Origin of the sequence: Bradyrhizobium sp. SRL28, from assembly GCF_018596315.1 — a bacterium.
GTDB lineage: Bacteria > Pseudomonadota > Alphaproteobacteria > Rhizobiales > Xanthobacteraceae > Bradyrhizobium.
In genome coordinates this window covers 50889-70837 of sequence record NZ_JAHEAG010000007.1, presented here as the reverse complement: position 1 = coordinate 70837, position 19949 = coordinate 50889, and the positions used below count along the sequence as shown (strand labels likewise).

16 protein-coding genes are annotated in these 19949 nt (G+C 64.2%); 9 read left to right on the top strand and 7 right to left on the bottom strand.

Annotated features, from left to right (window positions below):
• The first annotated feature begins 102 nt into the window (after positions 1–102).
• Positions 103–360 (top strand): hypothetical protein, encoded by a 258-nt coding sequence (locus KIP88_RS17495; protein WP_214489175.1) that lies wholly within the window; start codon positions 103–105, stop codon positions 358–360.
• Positions 361–641: 281 nt separating this feature from the next.
• On the top strand, positions 642–2180 hold the full coding sequence (locus KIP88_RS17490; protein WP_214489174.1) for a L,D-transpeptidase: 1539 nt from the start codon (positions 642–644) through the stop codon (positions 2178–2180).
• Positions 2181–2290: 110 nt separating this feature from the next.
• Here the strand turns inward: KIP88_RS17490 and KIP88_RS17485 are convergent, their stop codons facing one another.
• Positions 2291–5167 (bottom strand): EAL domain-containing protein, encoded by a 2877-nt coding sequence (locus KIP88_RS17485; protein ID WP_214489173.1) that lies wholly within the window; start codon positions 5165–5167, stop codon positions 2291–2293.
• 120 nt (positions 5168–5287) lie between these two features.
• Complete coding sequence (locus KIP88_RS17480) at positions 5288–6286, bottom strand: NAD(P)H-quinone oxidoreductase (RefSeq protein WP_214489172.1); 999 nt, start codon at positions 6284–6286, stop codon at positions 5288–5290.
• A gap of 103 nt (positions 6287–6389) precedes the next feature.
• Between KIP88_RS17480 and KIP88_RS17475 the strand changes: the two genes are divergently transcribed.
• Together KIP88_RS17475 and KIP88_RS17470 are read left to right on the top strand one after the other, a co-directional pair.
• Complete coding sequence (locus KIP88_RS17475; RefSeq protein ID WP_214489171.1) at positions 6390–6581, top strand: DUF1192 domain-containing protein; 192 nt, start codon at positions 6390–6392, stop codon at positions 6579–6581.
• 500 nt (positions 6582–7081) lie between these two features.
• A complete protein-coding gene (locus tag KIP88_RS17470) occupies positions 7082–7594 on the top strand; it encodes a DUF1465 family protein (protein ID WP_214489170.1) in 513 nt (170 codons plus the stop codon).
• 165 nt (positions 7595–7759) lie between these two features.
• Here the strand turns inward: KIP88_RS17470 and rpmE are convergent, their stop codons facing one another.
• A complete protein-coding gene (rpmE, locus tag KIP88_RS17465; RefSeq protein WP_025588166.1) occupies positions 7760–7987 on the bottom strand; it encodes a 50S ribosomal protein L31 in 228 nt (75 codons plus the stop codon).
• 176 nt (positions 7988–8163) lie between these two features.
• Here rpmE and KIP88_RS17460 point away from each other — a divergent pair, with 176 nt between their 5' ends.
• Together KIP88_RS17460 and KIP88_RS17455 are read left to right on the top strand one after the other, a co-directional pair.
• On the top strand, positions 8164–10020 hold the full coding sequence (locus KIP88_RS17460) for an ABC transporter transmembrane domain-containing protein (protein ID WP_214489169.1): 1857 nt from the start codon (positions 8164–8166) through the stop codon (positions 10018–10020).
• An 80-nt stretch (positions 10021–10100) separates the two neighbouring features.
• Positions 10101–10301, top strand: coding sequence for a hypothetical protein (locus tag KIP88_RS17455; RefSeq protein WP_214489168.1), 201 nt, complete (start codon positions 10101–10103; stop codon positions 10299–10301).
• A gap of 12 nt (positions 10302–10313) precedes the next feature.
• On the opposite strand, the gene KIP88_RS17450 is transcribed toward KIP88_RS17455, so the two are convergent.
• From KIP88_RS17450 to KIP88_RS17440, 3 genes are all read right to left on the bottom strand, one after another.
• Positions 10314–10763 (bottom strand): GNAT family N-acetyltransferase, encoded by a 450-nt coding sequence (locus tag KIP88_RS17450; RefSeq protein ID WP_214489167.1) that lies wholly within the window; start codon positions 10761–10763, stop codon positions 10314–10316.
• Positions 10763–11791, bottom strand: coding sequence for a peptidoglycan -binding protein (locus KIP88_RS17445; RefSeq protein WP_214489166.1), 1029 nt, complete (start codon positions 11789–11791; stop codon positions 10763–10765). The genes KIP88_RS17450 and KIP88_RS17445 overlap by 1 nt, the downstream gene beginning before the upstream one ends.
• Before the next feature lie 169 nt (positions 11792–11960).
• Positions 11961–12956, bottom strand: a complete 996-nt coding sequence (locus tag KIP88_RS17440; protein WP_214489165.1) for a flagellar motor protein MotA — start codon at positions 12954–12956, stop codon at positions 11961–11963.
• A 311-nt stretch (positions 12957–13267) separates the two neighbouring features.
• Between KIP88_RS17440 and KIP88_RS17435 the strand changes: the two genes are divergently transcribed.
• The 3 genes from KIP88_RS17435 to KIP88_RS17425 all read left to right on the top strand — a co-directional run bounded on the left by KIP88_RS17435 (position 13268) and on the right by KIP88_RS17425 (position 19039).
• Positions 13268–14311 (top strand): cyclopropane-fatty-acyl-phospholipid synthase family protein, encoded by a 1044-nt coding sequence (locus tag KIP88_RS17435; RefSeq protein ID WP_214489164.1) that lies wholly within the window; start codon positions 13268–13270, stop codon positions 14309–14311.
• Positions 14312–14659: 348 nt separating this feature from the next.
• Positions 14660–15865 (top strand): efflux RND transporter periplasmic adaptor subunit, encoded by a 1206-nt coding sequence (locus KIP88_RS17430; RefSeq protein WP_214489163.1) that lies wholly within the window; start codon positions 14660–14662, stop codon positions 15863–15865.
• Between the two features lie 9 nt (positions 15866–15874).
• A complete protein-coding gene (locus KIP88_RS17425; RefSeq protein WP_214489162.1) occupies positions 15875–19039 on the top strand; it encodes a multidrug efflux RND transporter permease subunit in 3165 nt (1054 codons plus the stop codon).
• A 93-nt stretch (positions 19040–19132) separates the two neighbouring features.
• Here the strand turns inward: KIP88_RS17425 and KIP88_RS17420 are convergent, their stop codons facing one another.
• Positions 19133–19927, bottom strand: a complete 795-nt coding sequence (locus KIP88_RS17420) for an inositol monophosphatase family protein (RefSeq protein ID WP_214489161.1) — start codon at positions 19925–19927, stop codon at positions 19133–19135.
• Positions 19928–19949 lie beyond the last annotated feature (22 nt).

The following is a 19949-nucleotide window of genomic DNA, read 5'->3' as shown; positions in this document are numbered from 1 at the left end:
GATATGTTGTTGCGGCCTTAAACGGCGACAGCGATATGATAATCAGTTAACGCTTGGTTGCCGGGAGCGACGGTTTTATGCAAATCGCCATTGGAGACACGGGTGAACGACTACGACCTGCTGCGGAACTATCTGAAGAAGCAGAAACTTCCTGAATTCGTGCTGAGTTTCGAGCAGATCGAGGAGATCATCGACGCAGCCCTGCCGCGCGCCGCGCAGCGCGCGTCATGGTGGGAGACGTCGCGCAGCCCGCAGGAGAAGATGCCGCAGCGCGAGGCCTGCCTGGAAGCCGGCTATATTGCGACGCGGCAGGCGGACGGGAAGAGCGTAAAGTTCAAGAAGATTCCGGTGAAACGGTGAGGGCGCCCCGCTCACCCGTTATCACCGGCAGGGACGTCCGCTTTTCCCTTCAGAGCCGATGTTGTCTTGCTACGTGCTGCACGTCCAAAAAGTGCCAATTTCACCCGCGAGCCTCCCTTCCTGCTATGCGGCGTATATGAGAGGATTGCCAACGGCACGTGCCGATAGTCTTAAGGAGCGAATTGGCGGCGTGGATGGTGGCGGCGGTTAGTTAATCCAAAAGTCGCGATTTGACACTTGATCGATGCAAGCGCGGACAGGCATTTCAACCGGGGCATGGCATGGTGAATCGATTTACGACGGCGCGATCCACCGGGGCGATGCGGCGTTGGGGTGCCCCCGCCATGGTGACGCTCGCGGCGATGGCCGCGCTGACCGCCGACGCCGCGGCGCGACAGGCGCGCCCCAAGGCCCCCACCGAGGCGACGGCGCCGCGCGATGCAGGCGAGCCGATCATGGCGATCGTGTCGATCAAGACCCAGCAGGTCACTTTCTACGACGCCGACGGCTGGATCATGCGCGCGCCGGTTTCGACCGGCACCACGGGACGCGAGACGCCCGCCGGCGTGTTCGCTATTCTCGAGAAGAACAAGGACCACCGCTCGAGCCTCTATGACGATGCAGAGATGCCGAACATGCAGCGCATCACCTGGAACGGCATCGCGCTGCACGGCGGCCCGCTGCCCGGATATGCAGCCTCGCACGGCTGCATTCGGATGCCCTTTGGCTTTGCCGAGAAGTTGTTCGACAGGACGCGGATCGGGATGCGGGTAATCGTCTCGCCTGATAACGCCGAGCCGGTCGAGTTCTCCCATCCCGCGCTGTTGGTGCCGAAGGCGGAGGCCATCGCAGCCGCGCCAGCCAGGGCCGAGGTGCTCCCCCGCGAGGCGGCCGAGGCAGTCAAGACGGCCGACGAGGCGAAGAAAGCCGCCGCGACGGCAGCGCGCGAGACGGCGTCGCTGTCGGCCTCGGTGCGCAAGCTGCAGGGGCTCAAGACCCGCGCCGACGCCGAACTCGCCTACGCCGACAAGGCGCTCGGCACCGCCAAGACGGACGAGGCAAAGGCGCGGGCCGAGGACCTCAAGCAAAAGGCCGCCGCCAAGGCCGCGGAACTGGGGAACCAGCTCGACACTACCAAGGCCGACGCGAAATCTAAGCTCGACGCCGCCGCCATCGCAAAGGAAGCCGCCAAGGCGGCGCAGACGCGGAAGGCCGACACGGCCAAAGCGGCGAGCGAGGCGAAGCTCGCGCTCGAGCCGGTCTCGATCTACATCAGCCGCGCGACGCAGAAGCTTTACGTGCGCCGCCCCACGCATAAGCCGGCACCTGACGGCGGCGGCATCGTGTTCGATGCAACGATTGAGGTTCCGGTCACGATCCGCAATCCCGAAAGACCGATCGGCACGCATGTGTTCACGGCGGTGGCGCGCAACGAGGCTGGCCTGCGCTGGACGGCGGTCACGATCGAAGACGGCGACAACGCCAAGGCCGCGCTCGACCGCATCACCATCCCGCGGGAGGTGCTCGATCGCATCGCGCCGACCGCATTGCCGCGATCCTCGATCGTCGTCTCGGACGAACCGCTGAGCAGCGAGACCAACTATCGCACCGAGTTCGTCGCGGTGCTGAGTAGTGAGCCCCAGGGCGGCTTCGTGACGCGCCGGCCGACGCGCGATGTCCTCATTGCGAGCGACGACGTCCAGGGAGACAACGGCTTCGGCTTCTTCAATTTCCCGCGCGATCCGGCCCCCCAGACCGGCAACGCGCGCCGCGGCGGCGGCCAGTACTATCGTCCGGTGCAACCGGGCTGGTGGCAGTAAGACGTGGCACGCCGCACGTAGGAAAGCGGGGATCCGTAGCACAGGCGTTGTTGGAGCATCGCCTCACAGACAAGCCGCGGCGTATGGGGCGCCGCCTTCGCCGAGGCTGCTTAGCTCGCCGCTTCCAGCCGTTCTTCCGTGAGCAGCCGCATCGCGGCGTCGGCATCCATCGGCTCGCCGAAGGCGAAGCCCTGAGCGTATTCGCAGCCGAGCTGATAGAGCTCGACCGCATCCGAATCCGTCTCGGCGCCTTCCGCCACCACGTCCATGCCGAGGTCGTGGGCGAGCGCGATGATCGATTTCAGAATCACGGGGCGCGTGCCGCGGCTGGTGGTGCGCACAAAGGACTGGTCGATCTTGATGGTGTCGAAGGGGAAACGCTGCAGATAGGCCAGCGAAGAATGGCCGGTGCCGAAATCGTCGAGCGACAGTCCGGTGCCGAGCTCGCGGATGCGCGTCAGCATCTGGGCCGCGTGCTCCGGGTTCTCCATGACCAGCGATTCCGTGAGTTCCAGTTTCAGCGTGCCGCGCGCCACCGAGGAGCGTGACAGCACGGTGCGGATATCGTGGATCAGATCGTGGCGCAGCAACTGCCGCGAGGAGACGTTGACGGAGGCAAAGATCGGCTCGCGCGAGCGCATCGCGCGCTGCCACACCGAAAGCTGCCGCGCGGTCTGGTCGAGCACGAACATGCCGAGATCGACGATCAGGCCGATTTCCTCGGCAATCGAGATGAATTCCGACGGCGACATCCGGCCGAGCTTGGGATGGTCCCAGCGCGCCAGCGCCTCGAAGCCGGCGATCGAGCGGTCTTCCAGCCGTATGATCGGCTGGTACAGGATGGTGATTTCCTGCCGCTCGATGGCGCGGCGCAGTTCGCTTTCCAATGTCAGGCGATCGGTCTTGCGTGCGCGCATGGCCGGTTTGTACACGTCGATACGGTCGCCGCCGATGCGCTTGGAGTGATACATCGCAAGCTCGGCGTCCTTGATGATCTCCTCCGTCAATTGCGTCTGCGGATCTGACAGCGCGAGCCCGATCGAGGCGGTCAGGAAGATCTCGCGGTCGTTGAAGGCGATCGGCGCGCGGATGGTCTTGCGGATGGTTTCGGCGAACGCGGTGATGCGCGCCGGATCCTGCTCCGATATCAGGATCAGGCCGAACTGGTCGCCGGCCAGCCGCGCCAGTGTGTCCTGCGGTTTGAGGATGCGCGTCAGCCGCCGCGCCAGGGTCAGCAGGATGGAGTCGCCGACCGCGATGCCGACGGAATCATTGACCTGCTTGAAACGGTCGAGATCGATCACCATCAGCGTCGGCCGCAGGCTCGGCATGCTCTTGGTGAAATTGGCCACCGCGCCAAGGCGATCCATGAACAATTTGCGGTTCGGCAGGCCGGTGAGGTTGTCATGCACGGAGTCATGGAGCATGCGCTCTTCGGCGTTCTTGATCTCGGTGACGTCGGTGAGCGTTCCGACCACGCGCAAGACTTCGCCGTCGGAGCCGACCACCGGGCGTGCCTTCAGCGCGAACCACATGAAATGGCCATCGGGCGTGCGCAGGCGGAAATCCTGCACCAGCCGGCCGCGGCGCTGGTCGAGCACGCTGTCCAGCGCAGCGCGGAAGCGGTCCTGATCGAGCGGGTGCAGCACCTCGAGCCATTTCGCCGCCGGGCCCTCCAGCGTGCCGCGTTTCAGCCCGAGCAGGCTTTCGGTCTCCGGGCTGGTGAACACCTTGTCGGCGGAGACGTCCCAGTCCCAGATCAGGTCGCCGGAGCCCGTCAGCGCCAATGCGCGGCGCTCGATGTCGGAGACGATGCCGGTGGTCGCGCCGCCGCCGGCGAAAGCGTGCTGCATGACCGTAAATCCGATCAGCATCACGATCAGCACGAGGCCGCCCAGCAAAGCGGGGCCGACGATGTCGTTGGTGACGGAACCCGCCACCGTCATGCCCGCCGCGATCACCCAGACCACCAGCAGGAACCAGGTCGGAATCAACAGCACGGCGCGGTCGAAACCGTGCGTGGAGAGATAGACGATCAGCGTAAAGCCGGCGAAGGCGATCAGCACCAGCGAGATGCGCGCGATGCCGGAGGCGACCGCGGGATCGAACAGCGCCAGCGCCACCAGCGAGCCGAGGAAGGCCAGCCAGCCGACGGTGATGTGGGAATAGCGCACATGCCAGCGGCTGAGATTGAGATAGGCGAACAGGAACACCAGTAGCGTCGCCGCCAGGATCGCTTCGCCCGCCGCGCGCCAGACGCGCTCGGCGTTGTTCGACATGTCGAGCACCTTGCCCCAGAAGCCGAAATCGACGCCGATATAGACCAGCACCGCCCAGGCCAGCGCGGCGGCGGCAGGAAACATGATGCTGCCCTTCACCACGAACAGGATCGTCAGCACCAGCGCCAGGAGGCCGGAGATGCCGATCACGATGCCCTGGTAGAGCGTGAACGAGTTGACCTTGTCCTTGTAGGCGTCCGGTTCCCACAGATAGAGCTGCGGCAGCTTGTCGGTGCGCAGTTCCGCCACGAAGGTGATGACGGCGCCGGGATCGAGCGTGATGCGGAAGATGTCGGCGGTCGCGCTTTCCTGGCGCTCCGGACGATCGCCGGTCGACGGCGTGATCGTCGCGATGCGCGACAGGCCGAGGTCGGGCCACAGCAGGCCGGACGACACGATGCGATAGTGGGGTGCGACGATCAGGCGGTCGAGCTGGTCGTCGGTGTTGTTGGCAAGCGCGAACACCACCCAGTTCTGCCCGCCCTCGCGGGCGCGGACCTCGATGCGGCGGACGATGCCGTCGGTTCCCGGCGCTGTCGAAACCTGGATGCGGTCGGTTTCGCTGCGCTGATGATCGAGCACTGCGGTGAGATCGATGGCAGGCGCGTCACTGCGGACGCTGACAGCGTCAATGGCGTGCGCCGGAGGCGCCGCCGCAACAATCATGAGGCCCAGCGCAAGTAGCGCCAGGCACCTGATCAGACGCAATGTCAGTACTCCGCGACCAACGATTCTCCCGGCCCAGCGAACGGGTCGGCGTTACCGCGATAAATGACATGAAAGCAAAGCGAATCAAAGGGTTTCCGCCTTCACTCCGCGCGCGATCCGCTATACCGCCAACACAATTTTGCCAATATGTGCGCTGGTCTCCATCCGCCTGTGCGCGTCGGCGGCTTTTTCCAGCGGGAATGAGCTGTCCATCAGCGGTTTTACACGTCCTTCGCGCAATAGTGGCATGACCTTGGCCTCAATTGCGGCCACCATCGCTGCCTTATCCGCATTAGTACGGGGGCGCAGCGTGGAGCCGGTATGGGTCAGCCGCTTCACCATCACCTTGGCAATGTTGACGGTGACCTTGGGGCTATTGAGGGTTGCGATCTGCACGATACGGCCGTCGACCGCGGCGGCATCGTAATTGCGATCGACATAGTCGCCGGCGACCATGTCGAGGATCAGGTTCACGCCGACATTGTTGGTTTCCGCCTTGACCGCGGCGACGAAGTCCTCGGTCTTGTAGTTGATGGCGCGGTCGGCGCCGAGTTTCAGGCAGGCGTCGATCTTGTCCTGCGAGCCGACGGTCACGATCACCTTCGAGCCGAACGCCTTGGCGAGCTGGATCGCCATGGTGCCGATGCCGGATGAGCCGCCGTGGATCAGCAAGGTTTCGCCCGGCTTCAGCGCGCCGCGCTCGAACACATTGTGCCAGACCGTCATCAGCGTTTCCGGGATCGCGCCGGCTTCCTGGATCGAGAGCGACGGCGGCACCGCCATCGCCTGCGCGTCTTGCGCGATGCAATATTGGGCGTAGCCACCGCCCGCCACCAGCGACATCACCTTGTCGCCGAGCTTGTGCTTGGTGGCGCCTTCGCCGAGCGCGACCACCTCGCCCGCGATCTCGAGGCCGGGCAGGTCGCTGGCGCCGGGCGGCGGCGGGTAGGCGCCGGAGCGCTGCGCGACATCAGGGCGGTTGACGCCGGCCGCCATCACCTTGACCAGGATTTCGCCCGGACCGGGCACCGGCACGGCGCGGGTTTCCGGCAACAGCACCTCGGGGCCGCCGGGCTTGCTGATGCCGACGACGGTCATTTGCGCGGGCAGCTTTTCCATGATTTGTCCTTGCGAAATGCGGGAATTTAAGGCGGCCCCTGATTAACCAGCCCGGCTCCGGCTGGCAACCGCTGCGGGGACCGCCCAGCGCAAGGAGAAACGCATGGCGATCGAGGATGACGACAAGCCGCGGAAGAAAATCACGCATGAGATCGGCCAGGACCTGTCGCTGCTGTCGGTCGAGGAATTGACCGAGCGCATCGCGCTGATGACTTCGGAAATCGAAAGGCTGCAGCAGGCCGCCACGAAGAAGCGCGCGTCGAAGGACGCGGCGAACAGTTTCTTCAAGTCGTAGAGATTTAACCCGATCTCTCACCTCGTCGTCCCTGCGAAAGCAGGGACCCATACGCCGCGGCCCATCTTGTGGCAGGCCGCTGGCCGACTTTCCCTTAATCAAATCCGCCGGTGGTTATGGGTCCCTGCTTTCGCAGGGACGACCAGCAGTTGGAGTCAATCCAAAAACTCGGCCACTGGCCGACATGGCAAATAATCTCTGAAGAAAATCGCTCGTTTACGAAGGATTAAGCTTTCTCCTTTATGACTGGCATTGTCCTCGTTTGGACACCGAGTGGCTCCTGTCCACTCTGTTTGACGCCTCCCTGTTATCAACTTCAAAAGCCGCCGGAAACGGCGGCTCTTTTTTGTGCGCAGCGCGGCTATTTTGTGCCCCCATACGCTGGAAACCATAAATCCGGTTGCCGCTGGACTCTCGCCCGGACAAGCGCAATGATTTGTTCATCATAAGCCGGTGGTTCACAGCCGGTTGGGGCAAATAGTGGCGTGAGGGCGTTAACCATGGCGGACCGTTCGCAAAGCGAATCCGCGCTCGTTCAGTTCAGCGAGCGGCTCACCAATTCCGCGGCATTCGGAGTTCTGTTTCGGGAAGGCATGGACCTGGTTGAGGAAACCGCCGCCTATCTCGATGGCGACGGCCGCACCGAGGCCAAGGCGCTCGAGCGTTCTGTCAGCCTCACTTACGCAACCGAAAGCATGCGTCTTACCACCCGCCTGATGCAGCTCGCGTCCTGGCTGCTGCTGCATCGCGCGGTGAAGGAAGGCGAGATGACGCTGACCCAGGCCAATCGGGAAAAAACCAAGGTCAAGCTCACGGCCGCCGATCCCGGCTCCGAGGACATGATCGCCAAGCTGCCGCAGCAATTGCAGGATCTGATCGCGCGCTCGATGAGCCTGCAGACGCGGGTTCGCCGCCTCGACACCACGATCCACGCGTCGCCAGCGGAGCGAGCCCCGATCGGCAACCCGCTGGTGCCGCAGCTCAACCGCCTGAAGGCGGCCTTCGAGCAGTAATTCCCCGCCATTGCGAGGAGCGAAGCGACGAAGCAATCCATACTTGCTTTGCGGGGCGATGGATTGCTTCGCTGCGCTCGCAATGACGAGCAAAACAAAAAAACGCCCCGGCAGACCGGGGCGTTTTTGCATTCTGGATCGGAACGGGCAGGGGTCCGAAAACCCTCAGTCCTTCTTGAGGAAGCCCGAAAACTTCTTCTGGAAGCGCGACACACGGCCGCCGCGGTCGAGCAGCTGCTGCGAGCCGCCGGTCCAGGCCGGATGCGACTTGGGGTCGATATCGAGGTTCAGCTTGTCGCCTTCCTTGCCCCAGGTGGAGCGGGTCTGGTACTCGGTCCCGTCGGTCATCACGACCGTAATCATATGATAATTCGGATGAATTTCGGCTTTCATGGCATATCCTTCGGCGCGCCGGCGCCCGTCGCAATGTCAGGGGATACGGGATTTGGCGGCTCTATAACGTAAGCCGCCCGCCAAAACAAGCTACGTATAGCCCTGATGGGAATCTCCCGGATTTGCCAGAGGGGGCCGCGGGGCCTATCTGGGGGCGGCAAAACCGGTCGGATTTCATGAGCGCAGCGGAACAGTTTGAAGGCCCCCCTGGTACGCCTCCACGGCGCGATGCCCTGCTTGAGGAAGAGGCCTTCATCGAAGCCCAGCTGACGCAGTCGCCGGCCAAGACGAGCGCCAAGCTCCGCCCGCTGCTGGCGCTGGCGCCCTATGTCGCCCGCTACCGCGGACGCGCGTTGCTCGCCTTCATCTCGCTGACGGTCGCCGCGATCACCACGCTCGTGGTGCCGATCGCGGTCAGGCGCATGATCGATTTCGGCTTCAGCCCCGAAGGCATCGCCCTGATCAACAGCTATTTCAGCGTCATGATCGCCATTGTCGCGGTGCTGGCCGCGGCAAGTGCGTCGCGCTACTACCTCGTCATGACGATCGGCGAGCGCATCGTCGCCGATCTCAGGCGCGACGTGTTCGCGCATCTGGTCTCGCTGTCGCCCGCATTCTTCGATTCCGCGCGCTCGGGCGAGCTGGTGTCGCGGCTGACGGCCGATACCACCCAGATCAAATCCGCGGTCGGCGCGTCGGTATCGATCGCGCTGCGCAACATGATGCTGTTCATCGGCGCCACCGCCATGATGGTGATCACGAGCCCGAAATTGTCTGGCTTCGTGCTGCTGGCCATTCCGCTGATCGTGATTCCGCTGGTGGCGTTCGGGCGCTGGGTGCGGCGGCTGTCGCGCAACGCGCAGGATACGCTGGCGGACGCCAGCGCCTACGCCTCCGAGCTGATCGGTGCGATCAGGACCGTGCAGGCCTATACCAGCGAGCGGATGGCGACGGCCCGCTTCGGCGGCGAGGTCGAGCAGGCCTATGAGGCGGCGCGCAGCTCGACGCGGGCGCGCGCGGTGCTGACGCTGATCATCATCTTCATCGTGTTCTCCAGCGTCGTGGCGATCCTCTGGGTCGGCTCGCACGATGTGCTGACCGGCCAGATCACGCCGGGGCGGCTCGGCCAGTTCGTGCTGTATGCGGCGTTCGCCGCCGCCGGTCTCGGCCAGCTCAGCGAGGTCTGGGGCGAAGTCTCGGCCGCCTCGGGTGCCGCCGAGCGGCTGTTCGAGATCCTGCGGGTCAAATCGCAGATCACGGCTCCGCCGCAGCCGGCAGCACTACCGCAGCCTGCGCGCGGCGACGTCGGTTTTGAAAACGTCAGCTTCGCCTATCCGGCGCGGCCGGACGTGCTCGCGATCGACAATGTCTCGCTCGCGGTCAAGGCCGGCGAAAAAGTCGCGATCGTAGGCCCCTCGGGTGCCGGCAAGAGCACGCTGTTTCACCTGTTGCTGCGCTTCTACGATCCCGCACGCGGCACGATTTCGCTCGACGGCGTGCCGATCAAGTCGGCCGATCCGGTCAACGTGCGTTCGCGCATCGCGCTGGTGCCGCAGGACTCGGTGGTGTTCGCGGCCTCCGCGCGCGAGAACATTCGCTTCGGCCGGCCTGACGCCAGCGATGCCGAAGTCGAGCGCGCCGCCGACCTGGCCCATGCCACCGAATTCCTTCGGCGCCTGCCCGGCGGCTTCGACGCGCAACTCGGCGAGCGCGGCGTGACGCTGTCCGGCGGCCAGCGCCAGCGCATCGCGATCGCACGCGCGATCCTGCGCGACGCGCCGCTCCTGTTGCTCGACGAGGCCACTTCCGCGCTCGATGCCGAAAGCGAGACGCTGGTGCAGACCGCGCTGGAGGAATTGATGCGGCACCGCACGACGCTCGTCATTGCGCACCGTCTCGCCACCGTGCTGTCATGCGATCGCATCATGGTGATGGATCAGGGCCGCATCGTCGAGCAGGGCACACATGCGGAGCTGGTTGCAGCGAACGGACTCTACGCGCGATTGGCGCGACTACAATTTGAGGGCGTGTAGCCGATTGGCGGGAACTTAAAGCGCCGCGTTGTTGTTGCTAGGCCATGCTTCTTGCCCGGCCAGCTCAACAGGAGACGATTATGCCCTTTCGCCGCGGTGGTTTTGCCCTGACGCCTCCTTCGGTTGTTATCTTCCTGATTTCGTTCATTCTCGCAGTTTGCGCGCTGCTCGTTCGCTACGGCCATGTCTCGATACCCATCATCACCCCATCGCGCGCGTTTGACGTGCTGGCCATCGCCTATGTCGTGTTGACGGCGGGAGTACTGATCCGGGGCGTATGACAGCGTCGGACGTTACGCCTTCCAGCGCATCTTCAGCACCGCGCGGCCCGATGTCGGATTCACGTCCTCGCCGGCATGCACAAAGCCGTTTCGTTCGTAGAAACGGATGGCGCGGGTATTGTCCTTGTTGACCAGTAGCGTGACGCCATCGGGCGACAGGCGCTTGGCTTCATCGACCAATGCGCCGGCGAGTTTCGAGCCCCAGTGATCGGGGCCGACCACGAGCTGGTCGAGATAGCCTGATCCGTCGATGGTCACGAATCCGATCAGCGCATCTGCGTGTTCGGCGACGACGATTGCAGCATTCGGCACCAGCTCGTTGCGCCAGCGCTCGCGCCACCACGCCACGCGGGCGGTGAAATCGATTGCGGGATAGGCCTGCTGCCACGTCAGCCGCCACAGTTCGATCGCCGCATCTTCGTCCTCGGCGCGATAGGGACGGAGCGTGAAACCTGCGGCCACTAGCGTTCCGTCAGCTTCAGTTCGATGCGGCGGTTGCGCTTGTAGGCTTCTTCGGTGGGGGCGGTGTCGAGCGGCTGGAATTCGGCAAAACCGGCGGCGACCAGCCGCTGCGCGGGAACGCCGAGGAAAACCAGATATTGCACCACGGAGATGGCGCGCGCCGACGACAATTCCCAGTTCGACTTGAACAGGGGAGAGTTGATCGGCCGAATGTCGGTGTGGCCGTCGACGCGCAGCACCCAGGCGATCTCGCTCGGAATCTGCTTGTCCAGATCGATCAGCGCCGTTGCAAGTTTATCCAGCTCGGCGCGGCCCTCGGGCAGCAGCAACGCCTGGCCGGTATCGAAGAACACTTCCGACTGGAATACAAAGCGGTCGCCGACGATCCGGATATCGGGGCGATTACCCAGAATGGCGCGCAGGCGGCCGAAGAATTCCGAACGGTAGCGCGACAGTTCCTGCACGCGCTGCGCCAGCGCGACGTTCAGGCGCTGCCCGAGATCGGCGATCCTCCCTTGCGATTCCTTGTCGCGCTTTTCGGAGGCCTCCAGCGCTTCCTCGAGCGCCGCGAGCTGGCGGCGCAGCGCGCTGATCTGCTGGTTCAGCACCTCGATCTGGGCGAGCGCGCGCGAGGACACCGTCTTTTCGGATTCGAGCGCCTTGTTGAGTTCATTGGCGCGGCCCTGGGCGTCGCCGCCGGCGCCGGCCAGCCCATCGTAAAGCCCCTTGATGCGGTCGCGTTCGCCCTCCGCAGCGGCGAGGCCGGCGCGCAATTGCCCGACCTGGTCGTCGAGCGCGATCTTGGCGAGCTTTTCCAGCGACAGCAGGTCGTTGAGCTGTGCGATCTTGGCGTTGAGCTGCTCCAGCGCCTTGTCCTTGCCGGTGACCTCCTGCGACAGGAAGAACTGCACCACCAGGAACACCGACAGCAGGAACACGATCGACAGCACCAGTGTCGACAACGCGTCGACGAACCCCGGCCAGTAGTTGAAACCGGATTCGCTGCGGCGTGCACGGGCGAGGGCCATTTAGAATTCTCCACTATCGTGTCCCGGACGCGGTGCAGCGTGAAACGCTGCGCCGCAGGGCCGGGACCTGTCTCGATGGGCCACGGCTCTGCAGCGCAGCACCATAGCGTGTCGAAGACGCGCGTAAACGCGCTTATGGTGGCGCACTGCGTCCGGGGCGCGCACTCGTTCAGCTCTTCTCGGGCTGTCTGGCGATCCGCTCCAGGAGCTTCTTGATTTCGCGGTTTTGCTCGCCCTGGCCGTCGGCCCATTCGCGGATCATCTGCTGCTCGGTGCGCATATGCGCGACCAGGCCCTGGATGGCCTCGGCGAGGTTGGCCATCGCCGCCGTGGTGCTGCGGCTGCCGCCGCCCTCTTCAACCACCGCGCGCATACGTTCCATCGCATGTTGCAATTCGCCGCCGATGCCGGATCCGCCATCGCCATACTCGCGCACGGTGGAGGCGAGCCAGTCCTCGAGGTCGGTGTAGAAGCGGTTCTGCGCCTGGCTCGACTGCAGGTCGAGAAAGCCAAGGATCAGCGAGCCGGCGAGGCCGAACAGCGAGGACGAGAACGAAATGCCCATGCCGCTGAGCGGCGCGGCCAACCCCTCTTTCAGGGTGTCGAACAGGGAGCCGGCATCGCCGCCCACCTTCAAACCGTCGATCACCTTGCCGACGGAGCCGACGGTTTCGATCAGGCCCCAGAAGGTGCCGAGCAGGCCGAGAAAGACCAATAAGCCCGTCATGTAGCGGGAAATATCGCGGGCCTCGTCCAGCCGCGTCGCGATCGAATCCAGCAAATGCCGCATGGTCTGCTGCGAGATCGTCATCCGCCCGGAGCGCTCGCCGCCGAGGATCGCCGCCATCGGCGCCAGCAGGGTTGGGCGCCGGTTTATCGCCAGCCCGGGATCGGCGATACGGAAACTGTTGACCCAGGCCACTTCCGGATAGAGCCGGATCACCTGCCGGAACGACAGGATGATGCCGATCAGCAGCACCCCGCCGATCAGCGCGTTGAGGCCGGGGTTGGCAAAGAACGCGACCATGATCTGCTTGTAGAGCACGACCGTGACCAGCGCGCACAGCACCAGGAACACCAGCATCCGCACCAGGAAAATCCGGGGCGAGGACAGTTTGCTCAGTTCGATCTCCATTTCGGAGCGGGAGGAAGGGCCTGAGGGCATTTGCGGGTGTATCCGTTACGAAAAGCCGAGCTGGGGAACCAATATGGCACAGCGGGCTGGAGAAAAAAGCTGGGAAGCCGCGATTTCAAGTGGACGATGGTGGAACCTCTTCCCGAAACCCGGCTTTGACATCAGCGTATTTTGGAACGTTTCGATGTCCAACCGGGATTTTCATGACGGCCTTATATCTCGAGGGATCGGCGGCAGCCCCCGCTGGGCCGGCCGCCCCGTCCAGCGGCTATTCGAAGGAAGCACCTATTGCGGGATAGACCAGCCGCAGCAGCCCGTTTTCTGCCGAAGGGAGTGGTCACATGAGCTTCGTTTCCACGATCATGGGAACCGCCGAGCGCGTGCCGCTGCCCGATGCCATTGTCCGGGCCGCAATCCACCAGCTTTGCTCGCGTGCCGCCACGCGGCTTGCCACGGGGAATGCGGAAAGCGATGCCTGGCTCGCCGACGAAATGGCGGCGCGCGCTATCGCCGAATATAGCGACGAGCCCGATGTCCGGCACTACGAGCTGCCGGCCCAGTTCTTTGCTCGCGTGCTAGGCCCCAATCGCAACTATTCCTGTTGCTTCTACCGGGAAGCGGCCTCGACCCTGCAGGAGGCCGAGGAGGAAGCGCTGCGCCAGACCGTCGAGCACGCCGATTTGGCCGATGGGCAGTCGATTCTCGAACTCGGCTGCGGCTGGGGCTCGCTGTCGCTGTGGATGGCGCGGCAGTTCCCGCATTCGCAGATATCGGCGGTTTCCAACTCGAACGCGCAACGCGAATATATCGAGTGCGAAGCCACAAAGCGTGGCCTGGCCAATCTGCACGTCATCACATCCGACGTGAACCTGTTCGCGCCGGAAGCGCGGTTCGACCGCATCCTCTCCATCGAGATGTTCGAACACATGCTGAACTGGCGCGAATTGATGGTTCGACTGCGCGCATGGCTGAAGCCCGACGGCCTCTTCTTCCTGCACATCTTCACCCACCGCTCCGGCGCTTATTTGTTCGATCGCGCGGGTGGCGAGGACTGGATCGCGCAACGTTTCTTTACCGGCGGCGTGATGCCGAGCCACCATCTGATCCGGCAATATGCCGATCTGTTCGAGGTCGAAAAGGAATGGCGCTGGAGCGGGCTGCACTATCAGCGTACCGCGCAGGATTGGCTGGACAATTTCGATTCCCATCGCGACGAAATCGAGCGCGTGCTTCGCAAGGTCCATGGCGGCGAGACCGCGTTGCGGATGCGGCGCTGGCGCTGGTTCCTTCTCGCTACCGCCGGCCTGTTCGGTTACGCCGACGGCAGCGAGTGGGGCGTCAGCCATTATCGGCTGAAGGCGGCCGGTCAGGCCGGCGTTAACTGATTCGTGCCGGATGCCTTTAGCCCGGGTGAAGCGCAGCGAAACCCGGGGAATCGGTGTCACCATACGCACCGGACCCGGATGGCGCTTCGCTCCATCCGGACTACCCCGGGAACGCTGCGATGGAACCCGGCTCACAATCGAGTGAGTCAGGAAAAATGGTCGCTAATTCAGCGCGATAGCGTTGTGTGACATTGGGCCGCCGCGAAACCGTATTGCGTCGCAGCAGGCTCTCCCTATCCTATATGCCATCAACCGTGAGTTCCCGAGGTCTCGTACTGGCGACCTCTTACGACAACGTCGCGAATGCTCAATTCGCGCTCTCAAACCTGAACTGGGGCAATGCTTTCAATGTCCGGACTTCGAACGCAATCGGCGTGCATCGTATTGATGTTAGCTGCGATGGCGCCGCTTTTGGCTGGCTGCAATGAACCGATCGCAGCTACCGCAGCGGCAAAGCCGCCCGAGCCTGAAGTGGGCACCTTCACCGTACGGCCTCAGTCACGCGCCCTCGTTCGGGAACTGCCTGGCCGCATCGCGCCCACCCGGGTTTCGGAAGTTCGTGCACGGGTTTCGGGCATCGTCGTCGAGCGCCTGTTCCAGCAGGGCACCGAGGTGAAGGCCGGCGATTCGCTGTACCGGATCGACCCCAAGCCGTTCGAAGTGGAACTGCAGGCGAGCGAAGCCGCGCAGGACAAGGCTGAGGCTGCGTTCGATCTCGCCTCGCAGCATGCGCGGCGCATCGCGACGCTGACCAGCCAGCGCGCGGCGCCCGAGGCCGAGAACGAAAAAGCCATCGCGGCCCAGCGCCAGGCCGAGGCCGAGGTCGGCAGCCGCAACGCCGACGTCGCACGCGCCAGACTGAACCTCGATTATGCAACGATCCGTGCGCCGATCAGCGGCGTCGTCGGCGCCGCGCTGGTGAGCGAAGGCGCGTTGGTGGTGCAGAATGAGACCACCAGTCTCGTCACGATCCAGCAGCTCGACCCGATCTACGCCGACTTCACCCAATCGGTCTCGGAGATGCACAAGCTGCGTCGTGCCTTTGACAATGGCGATCTCGACCGGATTTCACCCGACGCGGCCAAGGTCCGCCTCGTGCTCGACGATGGAACAGTTTACCCGATCCCGGGCAAGCTCCTGTTCTCCGAGGCCAAGGTCGATGCCTATACCGGACAGGTCACGCTACGCGGTCAGTTCGCCAACCCGAATCGCGAACTGCTGCCCGGCATGTATGTCCGCGTCCTGATCGAACAGGGCATCGATTCCGATTCCATCGCCGTGCCGCAGCAGGCGATCCAGCGCGATGCCGGCGGCGGCAGCGAAGTGTTCGTGGTCAAGGAGGACGGCCGCGTGGCGACGCAGCCGGTCCGCACCGGCGCGGTGCAGGACGGCGTCTGGCTGGTCAGCGAGGGCCTCAAGGACGGCGACCGCGTCATCGTCGACGGGTTCCAGAAGTTCGTGCCCGGCGACAAGGTCAAGGCGAAGGCGTGGATCGATGCGGATGCCTCGGTTGGATCAGTATCGAGCATGCCAGCGACGCAAGCTGCGCGCTGAGATTGATAGATGCCTAGTTTCTTCATTGACAGGCCGATTTTCGCCTGGGTCGTCGCGCTTTTCATCTGTTTGATCGGCGCGATCTCGATTCCGTTGCTGGCGGTCGCGCAGTATCCGATCATCGCGCCGCCCTCGATATCGATCTCGACCAGCTATCCCGGCGCGTCGCCGGAAAACCTCTACAACAGCGTCACGCGGCTGATCGAGGAGGAACTCAACGGCGCCTCCGGCATCCTCAATTTCGAATCCACCTCTGACTCGCTGGGGCAGGTCGAAATCATCGCCAACTTCGTGCCGGGCACCGAAACCGGCGCGGCCTCGGTCGAAGTGCAGAACCGCCTCAAGCGCGTCGAGGCGCGGCTGCCGCGCGCGGTGATCCAGCAGGGCATCCTGGTCGAGGAAGCCTCTTCCGCCGTGCTGCAGATCATCACCCTGAATTCCACCGACGGCTCGCTCGACGAAATCGGCCTCGGCGATTTCATGATCCGCAACGTGCTCGGCGAAATCAGGCGCATTCCCGGCGTCGGCCGCGCCACGCTCTATTCGACGGAACGTTCGCTGCGGATCTGGATCGATCCCGCAAAACTCGTCGGCTACGGTCTCACCGCCGACGACGTCAACAAGGCGATAACGGCGCAGAACGCGCAGGTCGCCTCCGGCAGCATCGGCGCCGAGCCGAGCACGCCGGAGCAGAAGATTTCGGCGCTGGTGCTGGTCAAGGGCCAGCTCGCCTCGCCCGAGGAATTCGGCGCGATCACGCTGCGCGCCAATCCGGACGGGTCGACCGTGCGGCTGCGCGATGTCGCCCGTATCGAGATCGGCGGCCTGAGCTACCAGTTCAACACGCGCCTCAACGGCAAGCCGACCGCGGGCCTTTCGGTGCTGCTGTCGCCGAGCGGCAACGCGCTCGCGACCGCCAGCGCCGTCGAAGCCAAGATGAAAGAACTGTCGAAGTTCTTCCCGGCCAATATCGGCTACGAAATTCCCTACAACATCACCCCCGTCGTCAAGGCCTCGATCAACAAGGTGTTGATGACGCTGATCGAAGCGGTGGTGCTGGTCTTCATCGTGATGTTCCTGTTCCTGCAGAACATCCGCTACACCATCATCCCGACCATCGTGGTGCCGGTGGCGCTGCTCGGCACCTGCGCGGTACTGATGGCGGCCGGCTATTCCATCAACATGCTGACGATGTTCGGCATGGTGCTGGCGGTCGGCATCCTCGTCGACGACGCCATCGTCGTGGTCGAGAACGTCGAACGCATCATGGCGGAGGAGGGCCTGCCGCCGAAGGAAGCGACCCGCAAGGCGATGTCGCAGATCACGAGCGCCATCATCGGTATCACGCTGGTGCTGATGGCGGTGTTCGTGCCGATGGCGTTCTTCCCGGGATCGGTCGGCATCATCTACCGCCAGTTCTCGGTCACCATGGTGTCCGCCATCGCTTTCTCCGCGCTGCTGGCGCTTTCGCTGACGCCGGCGCTCTGTGCGACACTGCTGAAGCCTGTCGAGGCCGGTCACGGCCATGCGCGCAAGGGCGTGTTCGGCTGGTTCAACCGCGTGCTCGAGTCGGGCCGTGGCGGCTATACGCGCACCGTAAAGGGTTCGCTGAAGCGCACCGGCCGGCTGATGCTGATCTACGCCGCGCTGCTGATTGGGCTCGGCTGGGGTTTCGTGCGGCTGCCCGGCGGCTTCCTGCCGGTCGACGACCAGGGTTTTATCACCACCGACGTGCAGGCGCCGTCCGACTCGTCCTATGCCCGTACCGAGGCCGCGGTCGAGCAGGTCGAAAAATATCTGCGCGAGCGCGCCGGCGTCGAGGACGTCACGTTCCTGACCGGCTTCAGCTTCCTCGGCCAGGGCATGAACACCGCGCAGGCCTTCATCACGCTGAAGGATTGGTCGGAGCGCGGCCCTAAGGATTCCGCCGCCGCGATCGTCGCCGACATCAACCGCGAGCTGTCATCGATCCGTGACGCCAAAATCTCGGCGCTGCAGCCGCCGCCGATCGACAATCTCGGCAATTCCTCGGGCTTCTCGTTCCGCCTGCAGGACCGCGGCCAAAAGGGCTATCCGGCGCTGGTCGCTGCGTCCGATCGCCTGATCGCCGAAGCCAATGCCAGCCGTGTGCTGCAGAAGGTTTATGTCGAGGGCCTGCCGCCGGCGCCGCAGGTCAATCTGATGATCGACCGCGAGAAGGCCGGCGCATTCGGCGTCACATTCGAGGACATCAACCAGACGATTTCGACCAATCTCGGCTCGAACTACATCAACGACTTCCCGAACCGCGGGCGGATGCAGCGCGTGATCGTGCAGGCCGACCGCGCCAGCCGCATGAACGCGGACGACATCCTCAATTACAACGTCAAGAACAACCGCGGCCAATTGGTGCCGTTCTCAGCCTTCGCCACGGTGCAGTGGTCGAAGGGACCGACACAGATTGCCGGCTTCAACTACTATCCCGCCGTGCGCATCTCCGGCGAGGCCAAGCCCGGCTTCACGTCCGGCGACGCCATCGCGGAGATGGAGCGGCTCGCGGGCAAGCTGCCGCGCGGCTTCGGTTATGAATGGACCGGGCAGTCGCTGCAGGAAAAGCTGTCCGGCTCGCAGGCGCCGTTCCTGCTCGGCCTCTCGGTGCTGGTGGTGTTCCTCTTGCTCGCCGCGCTCTATGAGAGCTGGACCATCCCGCTCGCGGTGCTGCTGACGGTGCCGCTCGGCATCTGCGGCGCGGTGATCGCAGCCACGATGCGCGGCTTGCCGAACGACGTCTATTTCACCGTCGGCCTGATCACCATTATTGGCCTTGCGGCCAAGGACGCCATCCTCATCATCGAAGTCGCCAAGGATCTGCGCGCGCAGGGCAAGCCGCTGGTCGAGGCAACGATCGAAGCGTGCTCACTTCGTTTCCGCCCGATCCTGATGACGGGTTTGGCCTTCGTCTGCGGCGTGCTGCCGATGGCGATCGCGACCGGCGCCGGCGGCGCCAGCCAACAGGCGCTCGGCACCAGCGTGATGGGCGGCATGATCGCGGTGGTGATCCTGGCGCTGCTGATGGTGCCGGTGTTCTTCGTCAGCGTGCAGCGCGTGCTGGCGGGGGATAAGGAGAAGGTGGAGGAGGCGGCGGCAGCGAGCGAACTGCACACTCCTGCTGTCGTCACCCGCGAAAGCGGGTGACCCAGTATTCCAGAGACAGTCGTGATGAATCGAGACGCCGCAGCGTACTGGATACCCCGCATGCGCGGGGTATGACACCCGGTGTGAGCCGGGCTACTTCTCCAGCGGCTTCAGAATCTTCACCAGTTCGCCGTGCACGAACTCATTGCCGCAGATCACGTGCCCGGTCTTCAGCGGGTCGTCGCTGCCCTCCATGCCGGAGATCGTCCCGCCGGCTTCCCGCACCATGATCTGCCCGGCTGCGATGTCCCAGGGCTGCAGGTTGCGTTCCCAATAGCCGTCGAGGCGGCCGGCGGCGACGAAGGCGAGGTCGAGGGAGGCGGCGCCGAAGCGGCGCAGGCCTGCGACCTTGTTCTGGATCGCGGCCATCTCGCGGCTCGACAGCTGATGATCGCCGCGCCCGATATGCGGCAGGCCGCAGCCGACCACGCATTCATCGAGCTGGCGGCGGCCGGCGACGCGCAGTCGCTGGTCGTTGAGGAACGCGCCCTTGCCGCGTTCGGCGATATACAATTCGTCATTAGCGGGATTGTAGATCACGCCCGCAATGATCGTGCCCTCGCGCTGCAGGCCGATCGAGATCGCAAATTGCGGGATGCCGTGCAGGAAGTTGGTGGTGCCGTCCAAGGGATCGACGATCCAGGTGTGGCTCTTGTCGGCGCCCTCGCGGCTGCCGCCTTCCTCGCCGATGAAGCCGTAGCCCGGCCTCGCCTTGGCGAGGTCCTCGTACAGCATTTCCTCGGCGCGCTTGTCGGCCTTGGTGACGAAGTTCGCCGGCCCCTTCAGCGACACCTGCAGATGCTCGATTTCGCCGAGGTCGCGCTTGAGGCTGCGGCCGGCGCGGCGCGCGGCTTTCACCATGACGTTGATAAGGGCTGAATACAGCATGATGTGAGCTTATGGTGTGAGG